Origin of the sequence: Curtobacterium sp. MCBD17_003 (assembly GCF_003234885.2) — a bacterium.
Lineage (GTDB): Bacteria > Actinomycetota > Actinomycetes > Actinomycetales > Microbacteriaceae > Curtobacterium.
Genome location: NZ_CP126275.1, coordinates 1,058,209 through 1,081,332 on the forward strand (window position 1 = coordinate 1,058,209; position 23,124 = coordinate 1,081,332).

The following is a 23,124-nucleotide window of genomic DNA, read 5'->3' on the forward strand; positions in this document are numbered from 1 at the left end:
CCGCTCGGTCAGCGGGCCTCCAGTCCGCGGATGACGAGTTCCGCGACGGAGCGGGCCTCCATCGCCCAGTCGGGGCGGTCGATCGCGGAGCCGATGCCGTGGAGTGCGATCATCACCGCGCCCGGGGTCACGTCGTCGCGGATGGTGCCGTCAGCGGCCGCGCGGGCCATGAGGTCCGCGACGGTGCGCTCGAGTTCGCTCCCACCCTCGGCCTGCGTCGCCGGGGTGACGAGGGCGGCGAAGGCGCGCGCGAGGGCGACGTGCTCGATCACGTGGTCCACGAACGCGCGGAGGAACCCGGCGAGCCGTTCGCCGGCCGGCCGCGATGCGTCCCGGGCACGCTCGCACAGCGCCGCCACCTCGCCCTGGTAGACCGCGGCGGCCAGTGCCTCTCGTGTGGGGAAGTGGCGGTAGAGCGTCCCGACCCCGACGCCAGCCCGCTCCGCGAAGTCGTCGAACCGGATCTGTTCGTCGTGCTCGAACACCGATCGCGCGGCCGCGACGATGGCGTCTCGGTTCCGGCGCGCGTCAGCGCGCAGGGCCCGCTCCTCGGCCATGTGCCCTCCCGGTTGACGAACTGGAGACGACCTCCGTATCGTCCAGACCGGAGATCGTCTCCACATTAGTGATCGGAGGCATGATGCGGATCCTCATGGTCGGGCGGGGCGTCATCGCGACGATCCACGGCCAGGTGCTCCAGGAGGCCGGGCACCATGTCGAGTTCCTCGTCCGCCCGGGCCGGACTCGCGAGTACGGGGGCCGCGTCCGCACGGATCTCGTCGACGGCAGGCGGGGGCTGCTCGGCCGACGGCGGCGCACCACGTTCGCGACCCGGCTGCGCGAGTCCGTCGAGCCGGGGGACGGCTTCGATCTCGTCGTGCTCAGTGTCGGGCACCATCGTCTGCGGGAAGCCGTGGCGTCCCTGGCTCCGGTGGTCGGCGCGGCCACGGTGCTGGTCCTGGGCAACGTGTGGGACGACCCCGTCGCCGCGGTGGCTCCGCTCCCCGCGGATCAGGTGGTGTTCGGGTTCCCCGGCGCAGGCGGGGGATTCGACGGCGACGGCGTCCTGCACGGCGCGCTGCTCCGTTCGGTCGTGCTCGGCTCGAGCGGGACGCCGGGCGATTGACGGGCACCCGAGGTGCGGACGACGTTGCAGCAGGCGGGACTCGTGGTCCGGGACGAGCCGGACATGCGCGGATGGCTGTGGTCGCACTTCGTCATGGACGCGGGCATGTTCTCCCAAGCGCTGACGAGCGGCGGCCTGGCGGCCATGATCGGAGATCGCCGCGCGCTTCGCGGGGCGTTCCTGACGAGCCGGGAGCTCCTCCCGGTCCTCGCGGCGCGGGGGGTCGACATCGGGCGCCACCGCGGCGCGACGACGCCCGCTCGGTTCCCCGGGATGTCGGCCGCATCGGCGGCGTGGGCCACCCGCCTGCTCCCGATCGCACGGGCGAGCCTGGCAGCACACACCGATCCCCACGCGGCGGAGCCCCGTGCCGTGCTGGAGGACATGCTCGCCACCGCACGTGCGCTCGGCATCGCGACCCCGCGGCTGGAGCGGTCGGTCGAGGGGCTCAGCCCAGCGTCGGCAGCTCGGTGAGCACGTGCTCGAGCGGCAGCGACGCCGCGCCGATGAGCAGGATGTCCGCGCCGAGCTCGGCCCGTCGGATCTGCACGTCGGGGACGAGCGGCGCGAGCAGGTGCGCGTCGAACGCGTTGCGGAGGCGCGGACCGTCGGCCGCCGCGAGGGCTGCCAGGAACCCGCCGAGGACGATCCGCTCCGAGCCGAGCACGTTCACGACGCTCGCGAGCGCGATCGCGAGGGTGTCGATCTGGCGCTCGACCTCCGCGACCACGGCGCTCGACCGGCTGCTGCCGCCCTCGGTCGCGGCGAGGAGCATCCGCTCGAAGGTGTCGGGGTCGGGTTCGCGCACGTCGAGCACCGCGGCGAGCCGAGCCCGGGTCACCGCGGCCTCGAGGGTCCCGACCAGGCCGGCGCTGTCCCGCGACCCGTCCGTCCGGATCGAGACGTGGCCGATCTCACCGGCGTGGCCGCTCGCGCCGAGCAGCGGCACGCCGCCCGTGACGATCCCACCGCCGATGCCGCTCGCCCCGCCGTTGACGTAGAGCAGGTCGTCCGCACCCCGGCCGGCGCCGAACACCCACTCGGCCGCGGCCCCGAGCGAGGCCTCGTTCGCGGCGCGGACCGGCATGTCCAGCGCCGAGGCGAGCTGGGCGGCGAGTGGGACGTCGTGCCAGTCCAGGTGTGGCGCCAGGCGGACGACCCCGTCGGCGACGCGCACGAGCCCGGGGACGGCGACGCCCGCGCCCACGACCACGGCACCGGGCGGGAGGTCCGCGCGGATGGCGGCCACGGCCTCCTGGGCGATGGAGGCGACGCGTTCCGGTGTCGGGGGCTGGTCCACGTCGACACGGACGCGCCGGACCACGCGGCCGCCGAGCAGCACCGCGGCGACCCGGACGGCGTCGATCTCGGGGTGCACGGCGATCCCGACCGCCCGGTCGGCGGGCCGGACCGTGGGGCTCGGACGGCCGACCGATCCCGCGCCACGGACCTCGTCCTCGACCACGAGCCCGCGGTCGACGAGCTCGCCGACCAACCCGGCGACCGTCGAGCGGTTGAGACCGCTGAACCGGGTCAGGTCGCTCCTGGTGGCGGGCGTGGCGTGCACACGACGGAGCAGCGACGTGAGGTTCTGGTGACGTCCCAGGTCCTTCCGCCGCGCCTGCGATGCGCTCGCTTCCGCCATCCCGTGATCGTAGCGACCGCGCCCGATCGAGCACCGACATCGTTTTCGTTCGGCGATCGGGCCTCCTTCGGGGGACAAGCCTGTGTGAGCGCTGTTCACGAACCAACGGATGGGAACGTTCGCTCAGCTTTCTTGACCGCCCGGAGAGACCGGGTCTAGGAATGCCCCAATCCGTGGCACCGAAGCGCGGAGGGAGACGCGTCGGACACCGACGACGTCCTCGTCGTCGGTGCCGCACGCAGCCCGATACGAGGAGGTATCCGTGGAAGACGACGCGGTCGAGAACGCAGTTGCGGCGATGGGGGCCGGGCCTGGCCCGAGCCGGAGGGGACTGGTCCGCGGAGCGGGACTGGCAGGTGCCGCCGCGTTGGCGTCGGGCCTGCTGTCGTTCTCCGGCGGGGACATGGCGAGCGCGGCCGGGAAGGCAGGGAACTTCCCGTCGACGCCCGGGTTCAAGTTCGTGTTCATCAACCACGTGACCACGAACACGTTCTTCCAGGCCACGCAGTACGGACTCGCCGACGCCGCCTCGATGCTCGGCCTGCCGAAGCCCCAGTGGACCGGCTCGGAGACCTCGAACGTGTCGCAGATGGTCAGCGCGTTCAACACCGCGGTCAGCGGCGGCGTCGACGGCATCGCCGTGTCACTCGTCGACAAGACCGCCTTCAACGAGCCCGTCAAGAAGGCGCTCGCCGCGGGGATCCCCGTCGTGTCCTACAACGCGGACGTCACCGGGAACGCGCGGCTCAACTACATCGGCCAGGACCTGTACGCGTCGGGGCAGGCCGCCGGCGAGCACATCGCGAAGCTCCTGCCGAACGGCAGCAAGATCGCGATCTTCATCGCGACGCCGGGCGCCCTCAACATCCAGCCGCGAGCGGACGGTGCGATCGAGGCGCTCAAGGCCGCGAACAAGGGGTTCCAGGTCAAGCAGATCGCCACCGGGGCCGACGAGGGCAAGGAGCAGAGCGCGATCGACGCGTTCTACACCGGGAACAAGGACTACAAGGGCCTGTTCGCGGTCGATGCGGGCAGCACCCAGGGCGTCGCGAACGTCATGAAGAAGTACGACCTGGCATCGCAGGGCTACAAGGGCGGCGGGTGGGACCTCCTGGCCTCCACCGAGAAGTCGATCCGCCACGGCATCCTCAGCTTCACGATCGACCAGTCCGCGTACCTGCAGGGGTTCCTGCCGACGCTGTACCTGTACCTGTACAAGCTGTCGGGCACGCTCGTCGCACCACCGCTCACCGACACCGGCCTCAAGTTCGTCACGAAGAAGAACGTGAAGCCGTACCTCAAGTCGACGAACCGGTTCGAGGGCAGTTCGTCCGCTCAGAAGTACCTCACGTCGTGAGCGACGACGCCATCGGCCTCCAGACGGAGTCGCCCACCCCGGCACCCATGTCGTCCGCACCCCGACCGGCTCGCCGCGGCCTCCGCGGCGGGCCGCTCGGGGGTGTGCTCCGGATCCGCGAGTTCTCGGTGCTCGTCGTCGACGTCGCGCTCATCATCTACTTCGCCGCGACGAACCACGCGTTCCTGACGGGGTCGAACATCGGCAACATCGCGAACTTCCTCAGCGCGGCGGCGATCATCGCGGCGGGCGAGGTGTTCCTGCTCATCTGCGGCGAGATCGACCTGTCCGCGGGCATGACGTTCGCGCTGACGCCGATCCTCATGGTGACGTTCGCCGACGCGATGCCGCTGTGGACGGCGCTCCTACTGGCGCTCGTCGTCGCGACGCTCATCGGGTTGTTCAACGGGGTCGTGAACCAGTACCTCAAGCTGCCGTCGTTCATCGCGACGCTCGGGACGCTGTACGGCCTGCACGGCGTGGCCCTCGCCATCGCGGGGAGCACACCGCTGCCGGCCCCCACGAAGGGCGCGCTCGTCGCGGTGTTCGGCGGGTACCAGTGGTCCGAGCTCATCTGGGCGGTGCTCATCGTCATCGTCATGCAGGTCGTGCTGACGAGCACCCGGTCGGGCGTGCACACGATCGCCACGGGCGCGAACCTCGTCGGCGCCTCCGAGGCGGGCATCGCGGTCCGGCGCGTCAAGATCCGGGCGTTCATGCTCACGTCGCTGTTCGCCGGGCTCGCCGGCATCCTCGACGGCACGAACATCGCCAAGTCGTTCGACCCCAACGCGGGCGGCAACGACCTCATGTTCATGGCGATCGCGGCCGCGGTGCTCGGCGGGACGTCGCTCATCGGCGGCTCCGGCACCGTCGTCGGCGCCTTCCTCGGTGCGCTGCTCCTGGCCGTGCTCCAGGACGGCTTCAACATCGAGGGCATCTCCGCCACCACGTTCGTCATCGTCGAGGGCGCGGCGATCCTGCTCGCGATGATCCTCAACATCTACCTCGCGCGCTTCCGGCAGCGAGCGAAGGAGCAGTAGCCATGACCACCACCACGGGTACGGGCACGACCGACCGCACGCCGGGAGGCACGCCACCGGCCCTCGAGGCACGGCACGTCAGCAAGCGGTTCGGGTCCGTCACGGCCCTGCGCGACATCAACCTGCACGTCGGCAAGGGCGAGGTCCTCGGGCTCATCGGCGACAACGGCGCGGGCAAGTCGACGCTCATCAAGATCCTGACCGGGTACCACCAGCCGACGGAGGGCGAGCTGTTCCTCAACGGGGACCCGGTCACGTTCACCGGCATCGGCGACGCGCGGGAGCGGGGCATCGAGACGGTGTTCCAGGACCTGGCGCTCGTCAACACGCTGCCCGTGTACCTCAACCTCTACCTCAACAAGGAGCTCCGGCGCGGGCCCTTCCTCCGCCGCTCGGAGATGCGCGAGAACGCCCGCCGGTACCTCGACGACATCGGGATCCGGATCGCGTCGGTGAACGACGAGGTCGCGAACCTGTCGGGCGGCCAGCGGCAGGCGATCGCGGTCGCGCGATCGGTGTACTCCGACGCGAGGATCCTGCTGCTCGACGAACCACTCGCGGCCATGGGTGCGAAGGAGGGTGGCATCATCCTCGACTTCATCTCGATGCTCCGCGAACGCGGCGAGGTGTCGATCATCCTCATCGCGCACAACTACACGCAGGTGTTCGACGTCTGCGACCGCGTCAACCTGCTGCAGCACGGCGAGATCACCCTCGACAAGCGCACCGACGAGGTCTCGGCCGAGGAGGTCCTCGACATGGTGGCCAAGGAGTACCGGCGCGGCGGACGACTGGCCGAGGGGCGGGGGCGGCTGCTCGACGAGGTGCGGTAGCGGCGGCGCGGCCCGGTTGGTCTGCCCCAGTCCAGGGGCGAGATGGCCCCGGCGCGCCCCGCACAGTGCGCACGGCACCCGATCATGCGGTAGACAGAGTGGTACGCGCTCGATCCGAAGCCATCGGCCGGCGCGGGCGGCACGTGTCGACCGGGACCCCCTGGAGGTCCCGCCCGGACGCGCCACCGTTTTCCGTGTGCTCGTGATCAGGAGGCATGCGCTGTGGGGACCCAACCGACCCTCGACGACGCGACGACCGACCAGCCCCGCGTGCGCGAGGACCGACGGCAGCGCGCCGTCGAGAGCCTCGGGCTCACCGAACCGGACCGCAATCCGCGCCTCGACCGGATCACCCGGATCGCGCGCGCCATGTTCGGCGTGATGATGTCCTCGGTCACGGTGATCGACCGGGACCGCGCGCTCTACATGGGCCGCGCGGGGTTCGACGACGCCGAGTCCGGCCGGGGGGACACCCCCTGCAAGCTCGTCACCGACACGGGCGAGGTCATCACGACGGACGACGCGCGCCTCGACCCCCGGTTCGCCGACATCCGGCCCTTCGTCGAGAACGGACTCGCCTTCTACATCGGGCACCCGCTCACCGACGCCTCCGGCAACGTCGTCGGGTCGTTCTGCCTCATCGACAAGGAGCCGCGGACGCTCTCCCCCCGCGAGATGCAGGAGTTCACCGACCTCGCTGCGTGGGCCCAGGAGGAACTCCTCGCCGAGGCCGAAGCCGTGCGCGCGCGCGACACGCAGCAGGCCCTGCTGCCGGAGCGGCCGCTCGTCACGGACGAGGTCCGCGTCGAGGGCGTCTGCATCCCGTCGCTCGGCGTCGGCGGCGACTACTACGACCACGGTGTCGTCGGCCGCCTCGTGCACGTCGCGATCGGCGACGTCATGGGCAAGGGCACCGCGGCGGCGATCCTCGGGGCCGCCACCCGTGCCGCCGCCCGGACGATCGTGCCCTCGATCACCGACGAGGTCTCGCTCGGCGCGGCCGTGGACCGCATCGAACGGGCCATGACCGGTGACCTCCAGCGCACGAACGCCTTCGTGACCTACTTCCACGCCACCATCGACCTGGACACCGGGCGCCTCGCCTACGTCGACGCCGGCGCGGGCCTGTCGATCCTCGTGCGCGCGGACGGGACGGCCGAGCAGCTCACCGGCACGGGCCTCCCGATCGGGATCCTGCCGCAGCCACACACCGCGCAGACGACGACGCTGTACCCGGGCGACCGCCTGGTCCTCGTGAGTGACGGGGTGCTCGACGTGCTGGACGACGAGATCGTCTGGCCGGACGAGCTCGCCGGCTACACGCGCGAGGCGGCCGACATCCACGCCCTCGTCGAACGCATCCGGTCACTCAGCGCCGAGCGGGTGCCGCTCGACGACGTCACCGTCGTGGTCGCGGAGTATCGCCCGTGACCCTCGAGATGACCCGCCGGGACCGGCGGCTCCTCGAGCACACGACCTCGCGTCGGCGGCTCGTCACCATCCGGGTCGTCGTCGTCCTCGCGGCGCTCGCCGGGGCGGACTACGTCGGATGGCGCTGGGTCGCCTCCGTCAACTGGCACTCGTGGTGGATCGCCGTGCCGCTCATCCTCGCCGAGACCTACAGCGTCATCGACTCGCTCCTGTTCGCGTTCGGCGCCTGGCGGATCCGCGAACGCGGCGAACCACCAGCCCCACCCGCCGAGGACGTCACGGTCGACGTCTTCATCACGACGTACAACGAACCCGTCGAGCTCGTGATGCGCACGGCGCTCGCCGCGGTGGCGATCCGGCATCCGCACACGACGTGGATCCTCGACGACGGCGCGCGGCCGGAGATCCGCGAGGCCGCCGAGGCCATGGGCATCGGCGTGATCACCCGGTCGTCGGACTGGATCGACCGGCCGCGGCACGCCAAGGCCGGCAACCTCAACAACGCGCTGCTGGCGACCGAGGGGGAGTTCCTCCTGATCCTCGACGCCGACCAGGTGCCCGACCCGCGCATCCTCGACCGCACCCTCGGGTACTTCAAGGAGCCGCGGATGGCGCTCGTGCAGACGCCGCAGTGGTTCGAGAACGTCCCCGAGTCCGACGTGCTCGGCAGCCAGGCGCCGCTCTTCTACGGACCGATCCAGCAGTCGAAGGACGGCTGGAACGCCGCCTTCTTCTGCGGGTCGAACGCGATCCTCCGCCGGGAGGCCCTGATGCAGTTGGGCGTGTCCCGGTACGTCGACGAGGTCGAACAGGGCGTGCACCGCGCGATCCGCACCTCGCGCCGGTTGCTCGCGCGGGCACGGGAGGAGGCCGAGGGCCAGCCGCGCGTGCTGCAGGCGCTCGACGAGGCCGGGGCGATCGTCGACCGCGCGCGCGCCGAGCTCGCGAACGGCGACGGCATCGCCGACGTGACCTACCGGTTCCAGCGCGGCATCGACGCGATCGCGTTCCGGTTCGCCGGCGCCGACCTCGCCGCCATGCGTCAGGACCTCGCGGAGCTCGCCGCGCTGTCCGTGGAGGCCGACACGTTCGCCGCCATCGACGACTCCGCGCTCGACCTGCTCGGCCAGCGCGACGCGTCGCCGATCGTCGCGATCGAGGCGATCTCGCTCCTCGTCGGCGCGCTCGACGTCAGCCGTGGCGACGAGGCCCAGGCGATCATGCCACTGGCCACGATCTCGGTGACCGAGGACATGGCGACCGCGATGCGCCTGCACGGCCTCGGCTGGCGGTCGGCGTACCACGACGAGCTCCTCGCACGCGGGCTGGCCCCCGAGGACCTGCCGACGATGCTGACGCAGCGACTCCGTTGGGCGCAGGGCACGATGCAGGTGTTCTTCCGCGAGAACCCGCTCGTGCAGCGGGGCTTGTCGTTCGCGCAGCGCCTCATGTACTTCTCGACCATGTGGAGCTACCTCTCCGGGTTCGCCGCGGTCGTGTACATCGCCGCGCCGGTGCTCTGCCTGGCGTTCGGGGTGGTGCCCGTCCAGGCGTACAGCGTCGACTTCTTCGCGCGGCTCATCCCGTTCCTCGTGCTCAACCAGGTGCTGTTCTGGGTGGTCGCGGCCGGACGCCCGACGTGGCGCGGGCAGCAGTACTCGCTCGCGCTGTTCCCGGTCTGGATCGAGTCGGTCACGTCCGCGTTCCGCAACGTGTACCTCGGGCAGCCGCTCGGGTTCCGCGTGACCCCGAAGACGAAACAGGAGTTCACCGGCCACCGGTGGGACCTCGTGCGGCCGCAGCTCGTCGCCATGGGGTGCCTCGTCGCTGCGCTCGTGCTCGTCGCCGTCCGCTACGCGGCGGGGCAGGCGCACGGCATCGCCCCCCTCATCAACTCGGCATGGGTCGTCTTCGACCTCGCGATCTTCAGCATCGTCATCCGGGCCGTTCGCTACACGGGGCCGGATGCGCTCCGGGAGAAGGAAGAGACAGCATGATCACCGTGGACGTGGAACCCGTCGAGGGCGGCGTCGTCCTGACGCCGAAGGGCCGGCTGACGGTCGCATCGGCACCGAAGCTCCGTGCGGTCGCCACGGAGCGGCTCGAGGCGGGGGACCAGATGCTCGTCGTCGACCTCTCCGGCACGACGTTCGTCGACTCGTCCGGGCTCGGCGCGCTCGTGTCCCTGCTCAAGTCGGCGCGACAGGCAGGCGGCGACCTCCGCCTCGTGGCGCCGTCCGAGCAGGTGTCGATGGTGCTCCGCCTGACGAACCTGGACCGGATCCTCCAGCCGCGCGCATCGGTCGAGGACGCCCTCCGTGACTGAGCAGCCCGCCCCGATCACCGGTGGTCGACGCGTGCACATCGACGTGCCCGCGACACTCGAGAGCATCGAGACCCTGCAGGACGCGTTCGACCACTGGTGGACCGAGCTCGGCGACGAGGCGGCGATCGCCACGCGGTTCTCGTTCGAGACGGCGATCGTCGAGATCGCGGCCAACATCGTCGAGCACTCGCGGCGCAGCGACGCCGAGGTCGGTGGCCGCCGCTACACGCTCGACCTCGACGCGACGGACGAGGTCCTCGTCGCCGAGTTCCAGGACAACGGCCTGCCCGCCGACATCGATCTCGCGGCCGTCACCATGGCCGACATCGAGGACGAGAGCGGTCGCGGCCTCGCGCTGGCGCTCGCGAGCCTCGAGCGGCTCGACTACCGCCACGAACACGGCCGCAACATCTGGACACTCGTGTGTCGACGATGAAGCGGCGCACGACGCGCGCGGTGGCCCTGGTCATCGCGATCGCCGTGCTCGTGCTCGGGGGGACGGCGCCCGTCGCGTCGGCGGCCACCCGGTCGTCACCCGCGGGCGTCACTGCGTCGGGGACCCCGCGCGGGTCCGGCACCTGGTTCGGGCCGGACCTCGACTGGGCGAACGACGCCCCGGACGGGTACGCGGGCCGACTCGGCGGGACGCCGTCGATGTACGGCATCGACGTCGACTACCCGGTGGACGCGCGCGCCGCCCAGCAGTGGCGGACCGCGGCGCGCCAGGCCGCCGCGCAGGGCGCCGTCCTCGTGGTGAGCTTCGAACCGAGGACCTCCCTGGCACGACTGGACGCGGCCGACGCCCGCCGCGCCGACGGACTCCTGGAGCAGGTCCGGAAGCAGTACGGCACGGAGCAGCTCGTCCGGTTCGCGCCCGAGATGAACGGCACCTGGGTCCGGTGGGGGCAGCAGCCGACCGAGTTCGTCAGCGCCTTCCGGCAGCTCGCACGCGTCGTCCACGCGGGGACGTCGAAGGCCCGCATGGTCTGGTCACCCTCCTACGGCTCCGGCTACCCGTTCGGCGAGGCCGCCGGTCGCCTCGCCTCGGCGAACGCGATGGACATCGCGGCACTCGACACGAACCACGACGACCGCCTGACCGAGGCGGACGACCCGTACGCGCCGTACTGGCCGGGCAGCGCCTCGGTCGACTGGGTCGGTCTGTCCATGTTCTTCTTCGGCAAGGGCAAGGCGACCGCGGCGGCGGGCCGATCGGTGTCGCTCTCGCAGAACGCGGCACCCGTCGCGGGCGAGGTCGACCGACGCTTCGACGAGTCCTGGGGGTACACCCAGCCCCAGGACCGCACCTTCTACCAGCGGTTCGCGGTCGGGGAGCACCGGCCGCTGTTGCTCGACACCGGCGCGCTGTACGTCCATTCGCTCAGCGGGGCCGCCGAGCTGACGGTCAAGCAGGGCTGGTGGCGCCAGGTCATCGCCGCGTTGCCGAGCCACCCGCTCGTCCGCGGCGTCACCTGGCTCGAGGCAGACCGCAAGGAACCCGAGGCGGGCAACCGGGTCGCCGACTGGCGGGACACGGCGGTCCGGGGGATCGCCGGGTCGTTCCGGACCGATCTGCAGGACGCCGGACGATTCGTGTTCGGGCCCGTCACGGACCGCGTCACCGCACAGCAGGGCAGCGCCGCGACGAACCAGCAGCTCGAGACCGGCGGCGACCAGATGGCCTGGATCGTCGCGTGCGCGGTCGTGCTCGCGTTGGCGTTCCTGCTGTCCGGGCTCGTCGGTCGGCTCGCGCCGTCCTGGCGGTACGACGACGACGGCAAGCCCGGGCGCGACCTCCGGATCGACCTGTTCCGCGGGTTCATCATCCTCGCGGTCGTGATCACGCACGTCGAGCTCGCCGGGCCCTACTCGTACCTCACCCTGCACGCGATCGGCGCGATCACGGGCGCCGAGATGTTCGTGTTCCTCAGCGGACTCGTGCTCGGCATGGTCTACCCGCTGGGCGTCGCGCGGTTCGGCGAGTGGGCCTCGGCGGTGAACGCGTGGCGGCGCGCCCGGAAGCAGTACCTCGTCACGCTCGGGGTGATCCTCGTCGTCTTCGCGCTGAGCTTCGTGCCGTTCCTCAAGGCGTCGGCGATCACGACGTTCACGGACCGGGGCACGGGCACCGGCGGGGTCGGCGCGGAAGGCCGCGTCTACGACCTCTACCCGAACGCCATGCGGCTGCTCGACTACCCGCCGCCCTGGTACGCCGTCCGGCAGTTCCTGCTCCTCGAGATGGGCCCGTGGCCGTTCAACATCATGGGGCTCTTCGTGGTGCTCAGCATCGCGATCCCGGTGCTCATGTGGATCATCCGGCGCCGTGCGTGGTGGGCGCTGCTCGTCGTCAGCTGGGCGCTCTACGTGCTCGATGCCGTGCGCCCCGACCTGTCGCCGCTGCCGTCGCAGTTCGAGGCCGTGTTCCCGCTCTTCACCTGGCAGGTGGTGTTCACCCACGGGCTCGTGCTCGGGTACTACCGCCGGCGGATCGTGGCCGCGTTGACGAGCCGTGTCGGCAAGCTGCTCATGGCGATCGGCGTCGTCGGGTACGCCGGGTTCCTCGTCTACGTCTGGGCGGGTCACGTGGCCGGGTTCACCCCGACGCCGTTCCCCGCGGGGATGTACGACGAGCTGTACAACACGGCGTACCAGCGCGTCGACCTGCAGTGGGGCCGGCTCGTCGACATCGCGTTCTTCGCGGTCGTGTCGTACGCGGTGCTCACCGTGTTCTGGAAGCCGATCAACGCCGCGATCGGCTGGCTGTGGATCCCGCTCGGGCAGGCGAGCCTCTACGTGTTCGTGTGGCAGGTGTTCTTCGTGCTGCTCATCGCGTCGATCCCCGGCCTCGACCCGTCGAACGTCCTCGAGGGCACGCTCATCCACACCGCGATGATCCTGCTCAGCTGGTACATGGTGCGGAAGCGGTTCCTGTTCGCGGTCATCCCGCGGTAGCCGTCAGGCGGAGTACGTCGCCGACAGCGCGCGCCGGAGCACCTTGCCGCTCGGCCCGAGCGGCAGGGAGTCGACGACGTGGAACACCCGCGGGTACTTGAACGCGGCCACGCGCGTGCGCATGAACGCGTCGATCGCGGCGACGTCGGCGTCCGGGTCGCGCAGCACGACCGCCGCGTGGACCTCTTGTCCGTGCACGTCGTGGTGCACGCCGAACACCGCCGCCGACGTGACGTCCTCGTGCCGGTGGAGCACCGACTCGACCTCGGACGGGTACACGTTGTAGCCGTTCCGGATGATCATGTCCTTCTTGCGGTCGACGATCGTCACGTAGCCGTCAGCGCTCATCGTGCCGATGTCGCCCGTGCGGAGCCACCCGTCGCACATGGCTGCGGCCGTGGCCTCGGGCTGACCGAGGTAGCCCTTGAACAGGTTGTGTCCGCGCACGACGAGCTCGCCGGTCTCGCCCGGGGCGACGGGCACGATGCGGTCCTCGACGTCCGCGTCCGCGATGACGACGTCGACGCCCCAGATCGGCAGTCCGACGCTCCCGGCACGGCTCGGGACGCCCTTCGGGTTCACGGCGATGACAGGCGAGGTCTCGGTCATGCCGTAGCCCTCCTGGATGGGTGCGCGGAACGTCGCCTCGAACCGCTCGAGCACGGCCTCGGGCAACGCGGAGCCGCCGGAGATGCAGAAGCGCAGCGGTGGCCGTTCCGTGGTGTCGCGGGCGGCCTCGAGCAGGGCGATGAACATCGTCGGCACGCCGTCGAACGCCGTCACGCGGTGCCGGACGCACAGGTCGAGCGCCGTCGCCGCATCGAAGCGTGGCAGCAGCACGATCGTCGCGCCCCGGCGGAGCGAGGTGTTCATGACGACCGTCTGCCCGAACGTGTGGAACAGCGGCAGGCCGCCGAACACGACGTCCTCCTGTCGCAGGTCGAACAGGTCGATGAGCGACACGTTCACCTGCTCCATGAGCGCGAAGTGCGAGCCGACGGCACCCTTCGGCGTCCCCGTCGTGCCGCTCGTGTACAGGACCGTCGCCGGTTCGAGCGGGTTCACCGCGACGTACTCGTCGATCGGGTCCGCACCGCCCTCGAACTCGGCCAGCGTGACGTCCGCGCCGACCTCCGCCGCCGACGCGGCCCCGACCGCCACGACGAACGCGCCGACGTCGCGGGCCGCCGGTCCGGCCTGCGGCAGGATCGACGCCGACGCGACGAGCACCCGTGCCTCCGAGTCCCGGAGCACGTGGGCGATCTCGTCGCGCTTGAAGAGCAGGTGCACGGGCACGACGACCGCGCCCATGGCGAGGACCGCGAAGTACACGCACGGGAACTCCGTGATGTTCGGGAGCATGACGGCGACGCGGTCGCCGGGTCGGACGCCCTGCGCCCGCAGCGCACCCGCGATCGCGCGGACCCGTTCCCACAGGTCCGCGTACGTCAGGGTCTCGGTACCGCCGTCCGGGAGGGCCGTGATCACGGCCGCCTTCGACCGGTGCCGCCGCGCTCCCTCGGCCGCGATCGCCGCGACGTTCATCGTCCCGAGTCCGGGATCGGGCATGGTCTCCTCCTCATCGCGGTGCGCGTCGACGGCCCCTCCCAGGGGCGCAGGACGGCTGCGGCCATCGACGGTGTCCCGACTCCGCGTTCCGGGGATGGTTGGTCCTCCGGTGGCCGGCGTGGCGATGCCCTGTGCTCATCCTGCCAGCCGCGTCCGTCGCGCGACCATCCCGCGAACGGGAGGCGTCGGACCGGCCGACCCGTGCCTCCCGGACGCGACGCTGCAGACGGTCCGGGCCCGCGGGGTCCCGATCGCATCGACAACACACCATTGACGACACGGAGTGTCATGGTGCAGGGTGATGACATTGCGTGTCGTCAAGTGGAGGAGCTGACTCATGGTGGAGAACGAGGCCGTCTGGCTGCGGAGTCCGGTCGGGCGGTTGCGGATCGGCCCCGCGCCGATGCCCACCCCGGGGCCGGGGGAGATCGTCGTGCGGGTGCGTGCCGTCGCCGTGAACCCGGTCGACGCGATGTCCGGCCTCGCGCGTCCGTTCGTGACGCCGTGGCTGCGGTACCCGGCGGTACTCGGCTCGGACGTCGCCGGCGAGGTCGTCGCCGTCGGACCGGACGTGCGGCGGTTCGGGATCGGGGCGCGCGTGCTCGGTTCCGCCGCGGGGCAGGAGCGACACCGGAACGCCGCTGCCGAGGGCGCCTTCCAACGATTCGTCCTGCTGCAGGAGCGCAACTGTGCCCCGGTCCCGGCGTCGATGCCGCTCGAGGACGCCGCGGTGCTGCCGCTCGCACTGACGACCGCGGCGGCCGGCCTGTACGAGCCGGACCAGCTCGGCCTGGCCGGGCCCTCCCTGGACCCCGAGCCGCGTCGAGCAGTCGTCCTGGTGTGGGGTGCGTCGACGAGCGTCGGGTGCAACGCCGTCCAGCTCGCGCGGGCCTCCGGGTACGACGTCCTCGGGACCGCGTCCGATCGGAACCACGACCTCGTGCGCGGACTCGGCGCCGAGCAGGTGTTCGACTACCACGACCCGGACGCCGAGCGGCGGATCACCGACGCGATCGGCGACCGGCCGCTCGCGGGGACGATCGCGATCGGCGCGGGCTCGCTCACCCGCACCCTCCGCGTCGTCCGCGCCACCGCGGGGAGTCGGCGCCTCGCTTCGGCCTACCCCACCCCGGCGACGCGACTCCGTGCGCGGTCCGCACGGCGCGAGGGCATCACCGTCTCCGCGATCTGGGGTGGAACGCCCTTGGTCAGCCAGGTGGGTCCGCTCGTCTACGAGGCGTTCCTGCCGCAGGCCCTGGCGACGGGCCGCTACGTCGCCGCTCCGGAGCGCGAGGTCGTGGGGCACGGGATCGCTGCTGTCCCCGAGGCGCTCGCCCGGCTGCGGCGTGGTGTCTCGGCGCGGAAACTCGTCGTCACCGTCGACTGAGCGCGCGCTCCTGGCGCTCCGCGCGCGGCCCGACCCATGACGAACGGGAGGCGGCGAGCCGTCGTGCTCACCGCCTCCCGTCATCGGGACCCGCCGGAGGTCAGGGCAGGTAGTACGTCGGGTTCGGCAGCTTCACCGACCGGTCGGCCGAGCCGCCGATGAGGTCGCTGTACTGGTCGCCCCAGTTGCTGACGATGTCGTACCGGCCGCCCGCAGCCGACTCGATGTGGGCGCGCGTCTGCGACTTGTACTCGATCGTCGTGCAGGACGCGGTCGCGCAGTGCACGTACGGCGGCTGCTGCGAGGCACCGATGCCGGTCCACTTCGTGTAGTAGGTCCGGTTGCCGTGCTGCGTCGCGGCGAACTCGGGGTACCCGACCTTCCGCAGGTTCGCGATCGTCGCTGCCTGCTGGCCCTCGTTCCGGCCCGTCAGCCCGATGACCGTGCAACCGGCCGCACGGGCGACCGCGACGAGGGAGGTCATCGACGGCGTCGCCGGGAACCGCTGGCCCTGCACCCAGACGTCCTGCTCGGTGGGCGAGAACGTGAAGTGCATGTCCGCGACCTCCATGTCGTACGTCCACAGGGTCGTGTCGTCGGCGTCGAGGACGATCGCCGGGTTGCGGTGCCGGGCCCTCGCGATCGCGCACTGCGCCACCACGACCGGCGCCTGTCGCGCGACGATCGACCGCACCTCGCGGATGTAGGGGCTGTCGGACTTGTTCGCGATGCCCGTGCCCGGGTCGCCGTAGTACGTCGCGATCGTCTTCTTGACGGAGTCGATGTTCGGGATGCCCTCGCCGCCCTGCGTCGCGCCCGATGAGCCGTCGGGTGCCATCGTGAAGTGCGTCCGGGGTGCCAGCCAGGGCTCCGAGACCCCCGGCAGGTCCGCCGAGGGGAGGTAGTAGGTGGGGTTCGGGAGCTTGAGGGTGTGCTCGGCGTACCCGCCCTGCAGGTCGGAGTACTGGTCGCCGACGTTGAGCGTGATCGTGTAGCCGAGGTCCTGCTCGATGTGCTTGCGCGTCCCCGCCTTGAACTCGACCGTCGTGCACGTCGCGACGCACGTGACGTACGAGGGCTGCTGGGAGGCACCGACGCCGGTCCACTTCGTGAAGAAGTCGTCGGACGTGAATCCGTCGTACCCGTCCTTCGACAGGTTGGCGAGGGTCGCGGCCTTCTGGTCGTCGTTGCGGCCCGTGACGCCGAAGATCGTGTAGCCGATCGCCGCCGCCCGGTTCACGAACGACACCATCGACGGGGTCGCGGGGAATCGCTCGCCCTGCACCCAGACGTCCTGCTCGGCGGGCGAGAACGTGAAGTGCATGTCCCCGACCTCCATGTCGTACGTGAACAGCGTCGTGTCGTCGCTGTCGAGCACGATGGCCGGCTTCTCGCCCGCGGCCACGGCGGCGTCGTACTGGCGCTGGAGCTGGCCGCTCTCCCGCCGCACGATGGCGGCCATCTCGCGGATGTAGGGGCTGTCGGTCTTGTCGGCGATGCCCGTGCCCGGGTCGCCGTAGTAGGTCGCGATCGTCTTCTTGACGGAGTCGATGTTCGGGATGCCCTCGCCACCCTGGGTCGCGCCCGAGGAGCCGTCGGGCGCCATCGTGAACTGCGTCCGTGGTGCGAGTGCCCGGTCGGCGCCACTGCCGACCCCGCCCTGACGGTGGTCCGGCGTGATCGTCGTGGTGTGGTGCCCGACGACGGGCGACGCGGTCGCGACCCCGGCGCCCAGGAGTGTCGACCCGAGCACGAGGCCGACGGTCGTCACCCCCACGACGGTGAGTCGGACGGCGGTGGTGGAGCTGCTGATCCCCTGATGTCTGCGCAACTGGTTCTACCGTTCTCGTGGATGCACCCCGTTCGGGGGTGTGCTCGGCACGATACCTGGGGATCGGCACAGGAACGAGCATGAATTCGCCGAGGCGACGAGCGATCCGGAGCCTGAGGATGCGTCAAGGTGTCGTTCCACCCGATCGCGTGGCGGAGCAGGATGACGACGGCGGCGCCGACCCGACGGCGCTGCCGGGAGGCAGGACCATGCGCATCCTCGCGTACATCCTCAGCGTGCTCGTGTCGACGGTGCTCAGCATCGGCGGAGCACTGCTCGTGGCGATCCAGCTGCGGGGCGGCCCCGACGGTCTCGTCGTGGCGGCCGGCACGGGCGTCGCCCTCATCGTGTACGGTCCGCTGCTCCTCGGGTCGTGGAACACGTTCTGGGATCGACGGTCCTCGCCCGACGCTGGTCGGTACCTGCGTCGGGCGGGCGTCGTCGTGCTCGCGGTCGACCTCGCCGCGGTCGGCCTGCTCGTCGTCGCGACGGTGGTCGCGGGCGGACCCGTGTGGGTGCCCGTGCTCGTCGCGCTCGTGACCGCGCTGCTGCTCGTCGTCGCGAGACCGCTCGGTGACCGCCTCCGGCGCGCCGAGCGCCCACTGGCGTCGCCCTACCGGTGGCAACCCGTGGACCCCGGTCTGATCCGTCGGAAGCTCCTGATCGTGTCGGTGGTGTTCGCTGGCATGGTGGTCCTCGCGTCGGCGTGGGTCGTCGTCGATGCGGTCCTCGGGCGCGAGCGTGGTCTCGACCTCGCGACGACGGGACTCCTCGGGGCGGCGATGACGTTCATGGTCCCGGCGATCGTGATGGTCGTCCTGGTCGTGCCGCTCCAGCGCCGGTTGCGGGATGCGGCGGGCCGCGATCTCGCACGCCTCCGGCAGTTCAACAAGGTCGTCCTCCGTGGGAAGGCCCTCGACCTCTCGGCGGCGGACCAACGGGCTGCGGCGCGGTACGCCTCGACGGTCCCGACGGTCCTCGGGCTGCAGATCGGGTACTTCGCGCTGTTGTACGCCGGGATCGCCTGCAACGAGTTGTCGTTGACCCTCGACGGGATGACGCGGCTCGGCATCGTCTACCTCGGGGTCCTGGTCGTCGGGGCCGCGGTCGCCATCCCCGCGGCGGTCGTGCGGATGCGTCGCGCTCGCGCTTACGCCGTCGCGCACGCCGACCTCCTCGACGACCACGGCGGTGACGACGGGGTCGCGGCCGCGAACGTCGTCTCGACCGCTCCGCCGCAGCCCCACGCAGGGGTGTGACGGATGGGAGGCACTCCGCTGTCGTGCGCAGCGCCTCCCGTTCGTCGTTCCTGCGGCTCAGCCGCCGGGCGTCGGTGACGGCGCCGTGGTCGGCGGGGCCGACGACTCCGCCCGCTTGGCGAGCTCGTTCAGCGCCGCCTGCGCCAGGTCCCGGAGCTGCTGCGGCGTCAGCTTCGACAGGTCCGGGGACTCGGCCGATCCGGAGGCTCCGCTCGAGCCCGAGGCACCGGTCCCGCCGTCCGTCCCCGCGGACTCCGTGCCCGATCGGGTCACGACGTCGCCGTTCGCGTCGTACAGCGTGGCCGCGCCCGCAGCGTCGATGACGGCCCGGTAGACGACGCCCTGGGACTGCCCGATGGAGGCGACCCACTGGTTCCGCGCTCCGGGCACGATCTCGAAGATCTTGAGCCCGCTCGCCCAGTCGGGCAGGTAGCTGTAGGTGGTCTTGATGGTCGAGGCCACCGACGAGTTCGCCTGCCGCGCGGACCCCTTCTCGTACTCGTAGACCGTGATCGGGTTGCGGCTGCCGGCGTGACCGACCGAGGCGTCGACGACGGAGAGCGCGACGACCGAGGACGACGACCCGGGCGGGGTGAGCGGGGTGACGTACGTGGCGTGGGCGTCGCTCGCGCGGCGCAGTCCGAGCTCGGACGGGTTGAACGAGTCGGGGTTGTCCGAGTCGTCCGACGTGTCCTCGTACCCGGAGCGGTGGAACCAGTAGTCGCCGAACGACCCGAGCGCGCGCAGGGCCGTCCGCTGTCGCTTCGCCAGGGACTGCGGGTACGCGGGGCCGGGGAGGTCGGCGGCGCGGGTCACGATGCGGACCTCGCCCGTCCGCCCGTTGTACAGGGCGTCGCCGAAGAAGTCGTAGGACGTGTCCCAGAACCCGTGCACCTGCGTCAACGGCACGACGACATCGGGGGCCCGGCCGTCGCAGTACCCGTAGACGTCGGTCGGGTCGAAACCGACGGTCGGCGGGGTCGCGGCGTCGATCGCGCGGGTGAGCGAGTTGGTCGGCAGGGACCCTCCGACGCGGAGCCGTGCGGTGCGCGTGAAGTCGCACGTCGTCACCTGGTCGGGCTCGGTCTGCCCGAACAGGGGCATGTCCTGGACTTGGACGCTCTCGTACCCGGCGAGGAACCCGCGGCGCTGCACGAGCGCGTCCCACAGTCCGTGGCTGCGCTGGTCGGTGAGCGACTTGACCGGTAGCGCCGTGCCCGTCGTGTCGCCGAGGTTCTTGGTCGACGAGGTCGCGGCGACGTCGTACGGGGAACGTTCGGCGAAGCTCGGTGCCGGGTGGTCGACGGTCCGGACGTCGGCGACGTACAACCGGTCGACGTCGTACGCGTGCCGGACCCAGGCGACCACGGAGCCGGCGAAGACGAGCACGAGCGCGGCCGCGAGCACGGCCCGGAGCGACGGCCGGACGCGGAGTCCCACGAGCACGAGCGCGGCCAGCACCACGAGGGGGATGAGGACGAACGCACCGGCGACACCCGTGCGCACCACGCCGTGTGCGACCTGCGGACCCCACAGCCAGGCGATCAGGGCGACGACGGCGATCCCGACCGCGGCGGCCGTGATGCGGGGACCGGTCAGGGGCGGCAGGAAGCGCATCCGACGATCATTCACCACGGAGTGACGAGCTGCTCCCGCGGCAGTCCGTTCCGCGCGGCCCAGCGGTCGAACGCGCCGCCGTCGTTGAGGGGTGCGTCGCGGTCCACCCGGTGGCCCAGGTCCCGGAGGCGCACCGCGAGTGCGTGTCCCTCCGCGCGCAGCGGTCGGACCCCGACGCCCACGACGGCGGAGCCGGCGAGCACGGCGAGGGCGGCGACCACGACGCCGACCGGTGCGGGGGCCAGGGCGGCGGCGGCCGCGGCGACGACGAGGAGCACGATGAACGCGGCGAGGGCGCGGTAGGCCGGCAGGCGGACGCCGGCCAGGCGGCGGGCGTTCTCCGGGCCGATGCGCGCCGCCCAGATCCGGTCGCTCGCGGTGGTGTTCCATCGGCGGATGACGGGCATGTCGTCACCGTACGGAGGCGCCGGGCGTTCGGTCATCCCCCAGATCGCGCGTCACCGGACGGATCGCATCGAGCCTGTGGAGACCCGCAGGCGCGCACGGCCCGCTGCCAGGGCGACCGTCAGACGGTTACCAATACGTTATCTTCTCGTGTCCCGCGCTCGGCGGGACGAGGAAGGGACACATGGCAGGACGACACGCGCTCCCCGTCGAGGACCGCCGCACCCGACGTGCCGACACCAGCGCCGTTCGTCCCCGTCCCACCGCAACCGTCGCCGAGCGCGTCGTCGTCGTCGCCTCGCCCCTCGCCGAGCACCGCCCCGCCGAGGCGAGCCGCCGGGCCGAGATCCGCCGTGCCGAGGCCCACCACGCCGCAGCCCGCCTGGCCGCGGTCCGTCGGGTCACCGCCGCCCGCGCCCTGCCGGTCGTCGCGACCGCCCCGGCCGTCGCCGCCCCGGTCCTCCGTCACGAGCGCCGTGCCGTGAGCGCGAAGCGTCTCTCGCTCATCGTCGCCCCGATCCTCGCCATGACGTCGTGCATCGCGTTCGGGCTCCCCGCCAACGCGGACACGCTGAGCAGCGCCGCCGCGGCCGTCACCTCGTCGACCCCCGGCGCACAGCAGTACACCGTGTCGCGGGACATCACGCTCCCCGTCATCGAGCACGACGGCACGACGATCATCGCCGCGCCCGCCCCGACCGAGGTCGTCGTCAGCGGCGGTGCGACCGTCTCCGGCGCGCAGAGCGCGATCGTCGACGCCCTGAGCGCCGGCGGCAAGCGTGCGCAGGTCATCCAGACCGCGCTGACCTACCTCGGCGACACGTACGTCGAGGGCGGCGCGACCCACGCGGGCATCGACTGCTCGGGCCTCGTCATGGTCTCGTACGCGTCGGTCGGGATCCCGCTCGTCCACTACGTGCCGACCCAGGACGCCGCTGCGACGACGATCCCCGAGTCCGAGGCGCAGCCCGGCGACCTCGTCGTCTACGACAGCGAGGCCCACATCGGCCTCTACCTCGGCAACGGCCTCGTGATCCAGGCACCGCACCCGGGCGAACCCGTCGACATCATCCCGATGTTCTCCGCCCCGCACCACTTCGCGCGGGTCCTGCCCGCCGACTGACCGGCGGACGGGAGGCGCGGGACCGGCGCGCCCCGGACCTCCCGGGATCGTGTCTGTCGGGAGGCGCGGGACCAGGCCGATCCGCACCTCCCGGCGTCCGCGCCGATCGTGCTCAGACCGGCTGGACCTCGACGCCCGGTGCGGCCGGCAGGATCCGCCGACGACCGAGGTCGTCGAGGAGCTCGACGAGACGGTCGGCGCTGTCGTGGCACTCGCCGAACCCGGCCTGCCGGAGCTTGATCACGTTCGACACGTTGTCCCACGTCGAGCCGAGGATCATGTCCCCGAACCGCCAGTCGACGAGCTCCGTGTACGGGGTCGGGACGAGACCGTGCCGCTCCACCATGCGGTTCCACAGGTCCTCGCGCGGTGGCATCACGGTCGCCAGGGGGAGCGTCTGCGGCTCGCCGAGCTCGAGGCCGAAGTGGTCCGCGAGTCGCTTCCAGAGGTGACTCCACCGCACGACGTCGCCGTTGGTGATGTTGAACGCCTCGCCCGCCGCGGTCGGCGCCGAACCGGCCCAGTCCGTCGCGCGCGCGAGGAGCTCGGCGTCCGTCATCTGGTACAGGATCCGGTCGTACGTCTCGCGCTGCCCCGGGAACCGGAGCGGCAGACCGAGCTCGCGGGTCATCGCGACGTAGGTGCCGATCGCCATGAGGAGGTTCATCGGCGTGCCCTGCGCGTAGCCCATCACGGCCTCGGGCCGGAACACCGTGAGCGCGAACCCCCGCTGCGCCGCACGCTCACGCAGCAGGTCCTCTTGGTCGTAGTAGAAGTTCGGCACGAGGAGACGCGGGTCGTCCTCCTTGGCGGGCGTCGTGAACCGGCCGAGGTGGGCGCCGTAGTACTTCATGCCCTGGTAGAGCGTCACGTGCCGGAGCGGAGCGCCGAGCCGGTCGAGTGCGTCGAGGGTGTGCTCGAGGAGTGCCACGTTCGGGCCGATCTGCTCCGCGAGGTCCGCCTTCTCGATGTACGCGGCGAACGCGAGGCGCGTCGTGTCGGACGCCGGGCGCAGCCCCTCGACGGCGGCGTCGGCGTCGAGCAGGTCCACCGGCAGGTGGGTCCAACCGGACACGCCCTGCGGCGCCCGGCGGCTGATGCCCCGCGTCGTCACACCGGTGCGGGCGAAGTGCTCGACGACACTGCGACCGACGACGCCGCCGGCGCCGGCGACCAGGACCGCGTCGTTCGTCGGGGCGGTGGTCTCGGTCGTCATGGGC

The 23,124-nt window shown here is 71.6% G+C and carries 20 protein-coding genes; 13 read left to right on the forward strand and 7 right to left on the reverse strand.

Going from position 1 to position 23,124, the window contains the following annotated elements; all coding sequences use genetic code 11:
* Positions 1-8: 8 nt before the first annotated feature.
* Positions 9-557 carry a TetR/AcrR family transcriptional regulator gene (locus DEI88_RS05155; RefSeq protein ID WP_111071594.1) on the reverse strand — a complete coding sequence of 183 codons (549 nt, stop codon included), beginning with the start codon at positions 555-557 and terminating at the stop codon, positions 9-11.
* Positions 558-637: 80 nt separating this feature from the next.
* On the opposite strand from DEI88_RS05155, the gene DEI88_RS05160 reads away from it, so the two are divergent.
* Complete coding sequence (locus DEI88_RS05160; RefSeq protein WP_220038122.1) at positions 638-1,126, forward strand: ketopantoate reductase family protein; 489 nt, start codon at positions 638-640, stop codon at positions 1,124-1,126.
* A gap of 63 nt (positions 1,127-1,189) precedes the next feature.
* Complete coding sequence (locus DEI88_RS05165; protein ID WP_220038123.1) at positions 1,190-1,600, forward strand: hypothetical protein; 411 nt, start codon at positions 1,190-1,192, stop codon at positions 1,598-1,600.
* On the opposite strand, the gene DEI88_RS05170 is transcribed toward DEI88_RS05165, so the two are convergent.
* Complete coding sequence (locus tag DEI88_RS05170) at positions 1,575-2,771, reverse strand: ROK family protein (RefSeq protein ID WP_111071595.1); 1,197 nt, start codon at positions 2,769-2,771, stop codon at positions 1,575-1,577. The two genes, DEI88_RS05165 and DEI88_RS05170, sit on opposite strands and share 26 nt — an antisense overlap.
* Positions 2,772-3,033: 262 nt before the next feature.
* Here DEI88_RS05170 and DEI88_RS05175 point away from each other — a divergent pair, with 262 nt between their 5' ends.
* From DEI88_RS05175 to opgC, 8 genes are all read left to right on the forward strand, one after another.
* The gene (locus DEI88_RS05175) at positions 3,034-4,128 is read left to right on the forward strand and encodes a substrate-binding domain-containing protein (RefSeq protein ID WP_220038124.1); all 1,095 of its coding nucleotides are present in this window, start codon (positions 3,034-3,036) and stop codon (positions 4,126-4,128) included.
* Positions 4,125-5,171 carry an ABC transporter permease gene (locus DEI88_RS05180; RefSeq protein ID WP_220037234.1) on the forward strand — a complete coding sequence of 349 codons (1,047 nt, stop codon included), beginning with the start codon at positions 4,125-4,127 and terminating at the stop codon, positions 5,169-5,171. Before DEI88_RS05175 ends, DEI88_RS05180 begins: the two co-directional genes overlap by 4 nt.
* Before the next feature lie 2 nt (positions 5,172-5,173).
* Positions 5,174-6,004: an ATP-binding cassette domain-containing protein gene (locus DEI88_RS05185; protein ID WP_111012780.1), complete on the forward strand. Its 831-nt coding sequence runs from the start codon at positions 5,174-5,176 to the stop codon at positions 6,002-6,004.
* A 222-nt stretch (positions 6,005-6,226) separates the two neighbouring features.
* On the forward strand, positions 6,227-7,435 hold the full coding sequence (locus DEI88_RS05190; protein WP_111011458.1) for a PP2C family protein-serine/threonine phosphatase: 1,209 nt from the start codon (positions 6,227-6,229) through the stop codon (positions 7,433-7,435).
* Between the two features lie 8 nt (positions 7,436-7,443).
* Positions 7,444-9,432: a glycosyltransferase family 2 protein gene (locus DEI88_RS05195; protein WP_111071747.1), complete on the forward strand. Its 1,989-nt coding sequence runs from the start codon at positions 7,444-7,446 to the stop codon at positions 9,430-9,432.
* Positions 9,429-9,761, forward strand: coding sequence for an STAS domain-containing protein (locus DEI88_RS05200; protein ID WP_111011459.1), 333 nt, complete (start codon positions 9,429-9,431; stop codon positions 9,759-9,761). Before DEI88_RS05195 ends, DEI88_RS05200 begins: the two co-directional genes overlap by 4 nt.
* On the forward strand, positions 9,754-10,197 hold the full coding sequence (locus tag DEI88_RS05205) for an ATP-binding protein (protein WP_111011460.1): 444 nt from the start codon (positions 9,754-9,756) through the stop codon (positions 10,195-10,197). Before DEI88_RS05200 ends, DEI88_RS05205 begins: the two co-directional genes overlap by 8 nt.
* Positions 10,194-12,713: an OpgC domain-containing protein gene (gene opgC / locus DEI88_RS05210; protein WP_258374960.1), complete on the forward strand. Its 2,520-nt coding sequence runs from the start codon at positions 10,194-10,196 to the stop codon at positions 12,711-12,713. The genes DEI88_RS05205 and opgC overlap by 4 nt, the downstream gene beginning before the upstream one ends.
* 3 nt (positions 12,714-12,716) lie before the next feature.
* Here opgC and DEI88_RS05215 read toward each other — a convergent pair whose 3' ends face one another.
* Entirely contained in the window at positions 12,717-14,282 is a 1,566-nt protein-coding gene (locus DEI88_RS05215) for a long-chain-fatty-acid--CoA ligase (protein ID WP_111071597.1), read from the reverse strand.
* 337 nt (positions 14,283-14,619) lie between these two features.
* On the opposite strand from DEI88_RS05215, the gene DEI88_RS05220 reads away from it, so the two are divergent.
* Entirely contained in the window at positions 14,620-15,669 is a 1,050-nt protein-coding gene (locus DEI88_RS05220) for a zinc-binding alcohol dehydrogenase family protein (protein ID WP_111071598.1), read from the forward strand.
* A 100-nt stretch (positions 15,670-15,769) separates the two neighbouring features.
* Here DEI88_RS05220 and DEI88_RS05225 read toward each other — a convergent pair whose 3' ends face one another.
* Positions 15,770-17,440, reverse strand: a complete 1,671-nt coding sequence (locus DEI88_RS05225) for an HAD family acid phosphatase (RefSeq protein WP_258374962.1) — start codon at positions 17,438-17,440, stop codon at positions 15,770-15,772.
* Between the two features lie 209 nt (positions 17,441-17,649).
* Between DEI88_RS05225 and DEI88_RS05230 the strand changes: the two genes are divergently transcribed.
* Complete coding sequence (locus DEI88_RS05230; RefSeq protein ID WP_111071599.1) at positions 17,650-18,759, forward strand: hypothetical protein; 1,110 nt, start codon at positions 17,650-17,652, stop codon at positions 18,757-18,759.
* A 57-nt stretch (positions 18,760-18,816) separates the two neighbouring features.
* On the opposite strand, the gene DEI88_RS05235 is transcribed toward DEI88_RS05230, so the two are convergent.
* Both DEI88_RS05235 and DEI88_RS05240 read right to left on the reverse strand, forming a co-directional pair.
* Entirely contained in the window at positions 18,817-20,376 is a 1,560-nt protein-coding gene (locus tag DEI88_RS05235; RefSeq protein WP_111071600.1) for a hypothetical protein, read from the reverse strand.
* Between the two features lie 11 nt (positions 20,377-20,387).
* Complete coding sequence (locus tag DEI88_RS05240; RefSeq protein ID WP_111011465.1) at positions 20,388-20,783, reverse strand: hypothetical protein; 396 nt, start codon at positions 20,781-20,783, stop codon at positions 20,388-20,390.
* 182 nt (positions 20,784-20,965) lie between these two features.
* On the opposite strand from DEI88_RS05240, the gene DEI88_RS05245 reads away from it, so the two are divergent.
* Positions 20,966-21,904: a C40 family peptidase gene (locus tag DEI88_RS05245; RefSeq protein WP_258368772.1), complete on the forward strand. Its 939-nt coding sequence runs from the start codon at positions 20,966-20,968 to the stop codon at positions 21,902-21,904.
* Between the two features lie 112 nt (positions 21,905-22,016).
* Here the strand turns inward: DEI88_RS05245 and DEI88_RS05250 are convergent, their stop codons facing one another.
* On the reverse strand, positions 22,017-23,120 hold the full coding sequence (locus tag DEI88_RS05250) for an SDR family oxidoreductase (protein WP_111049709.1): 1,104 nt from the start codon (positions 23,118-23,120) through the stop codon (positions 22,017-22,019).
* Between the last annotated feature and the right edge of the window lie 4 nt (positions 23,121-23,124).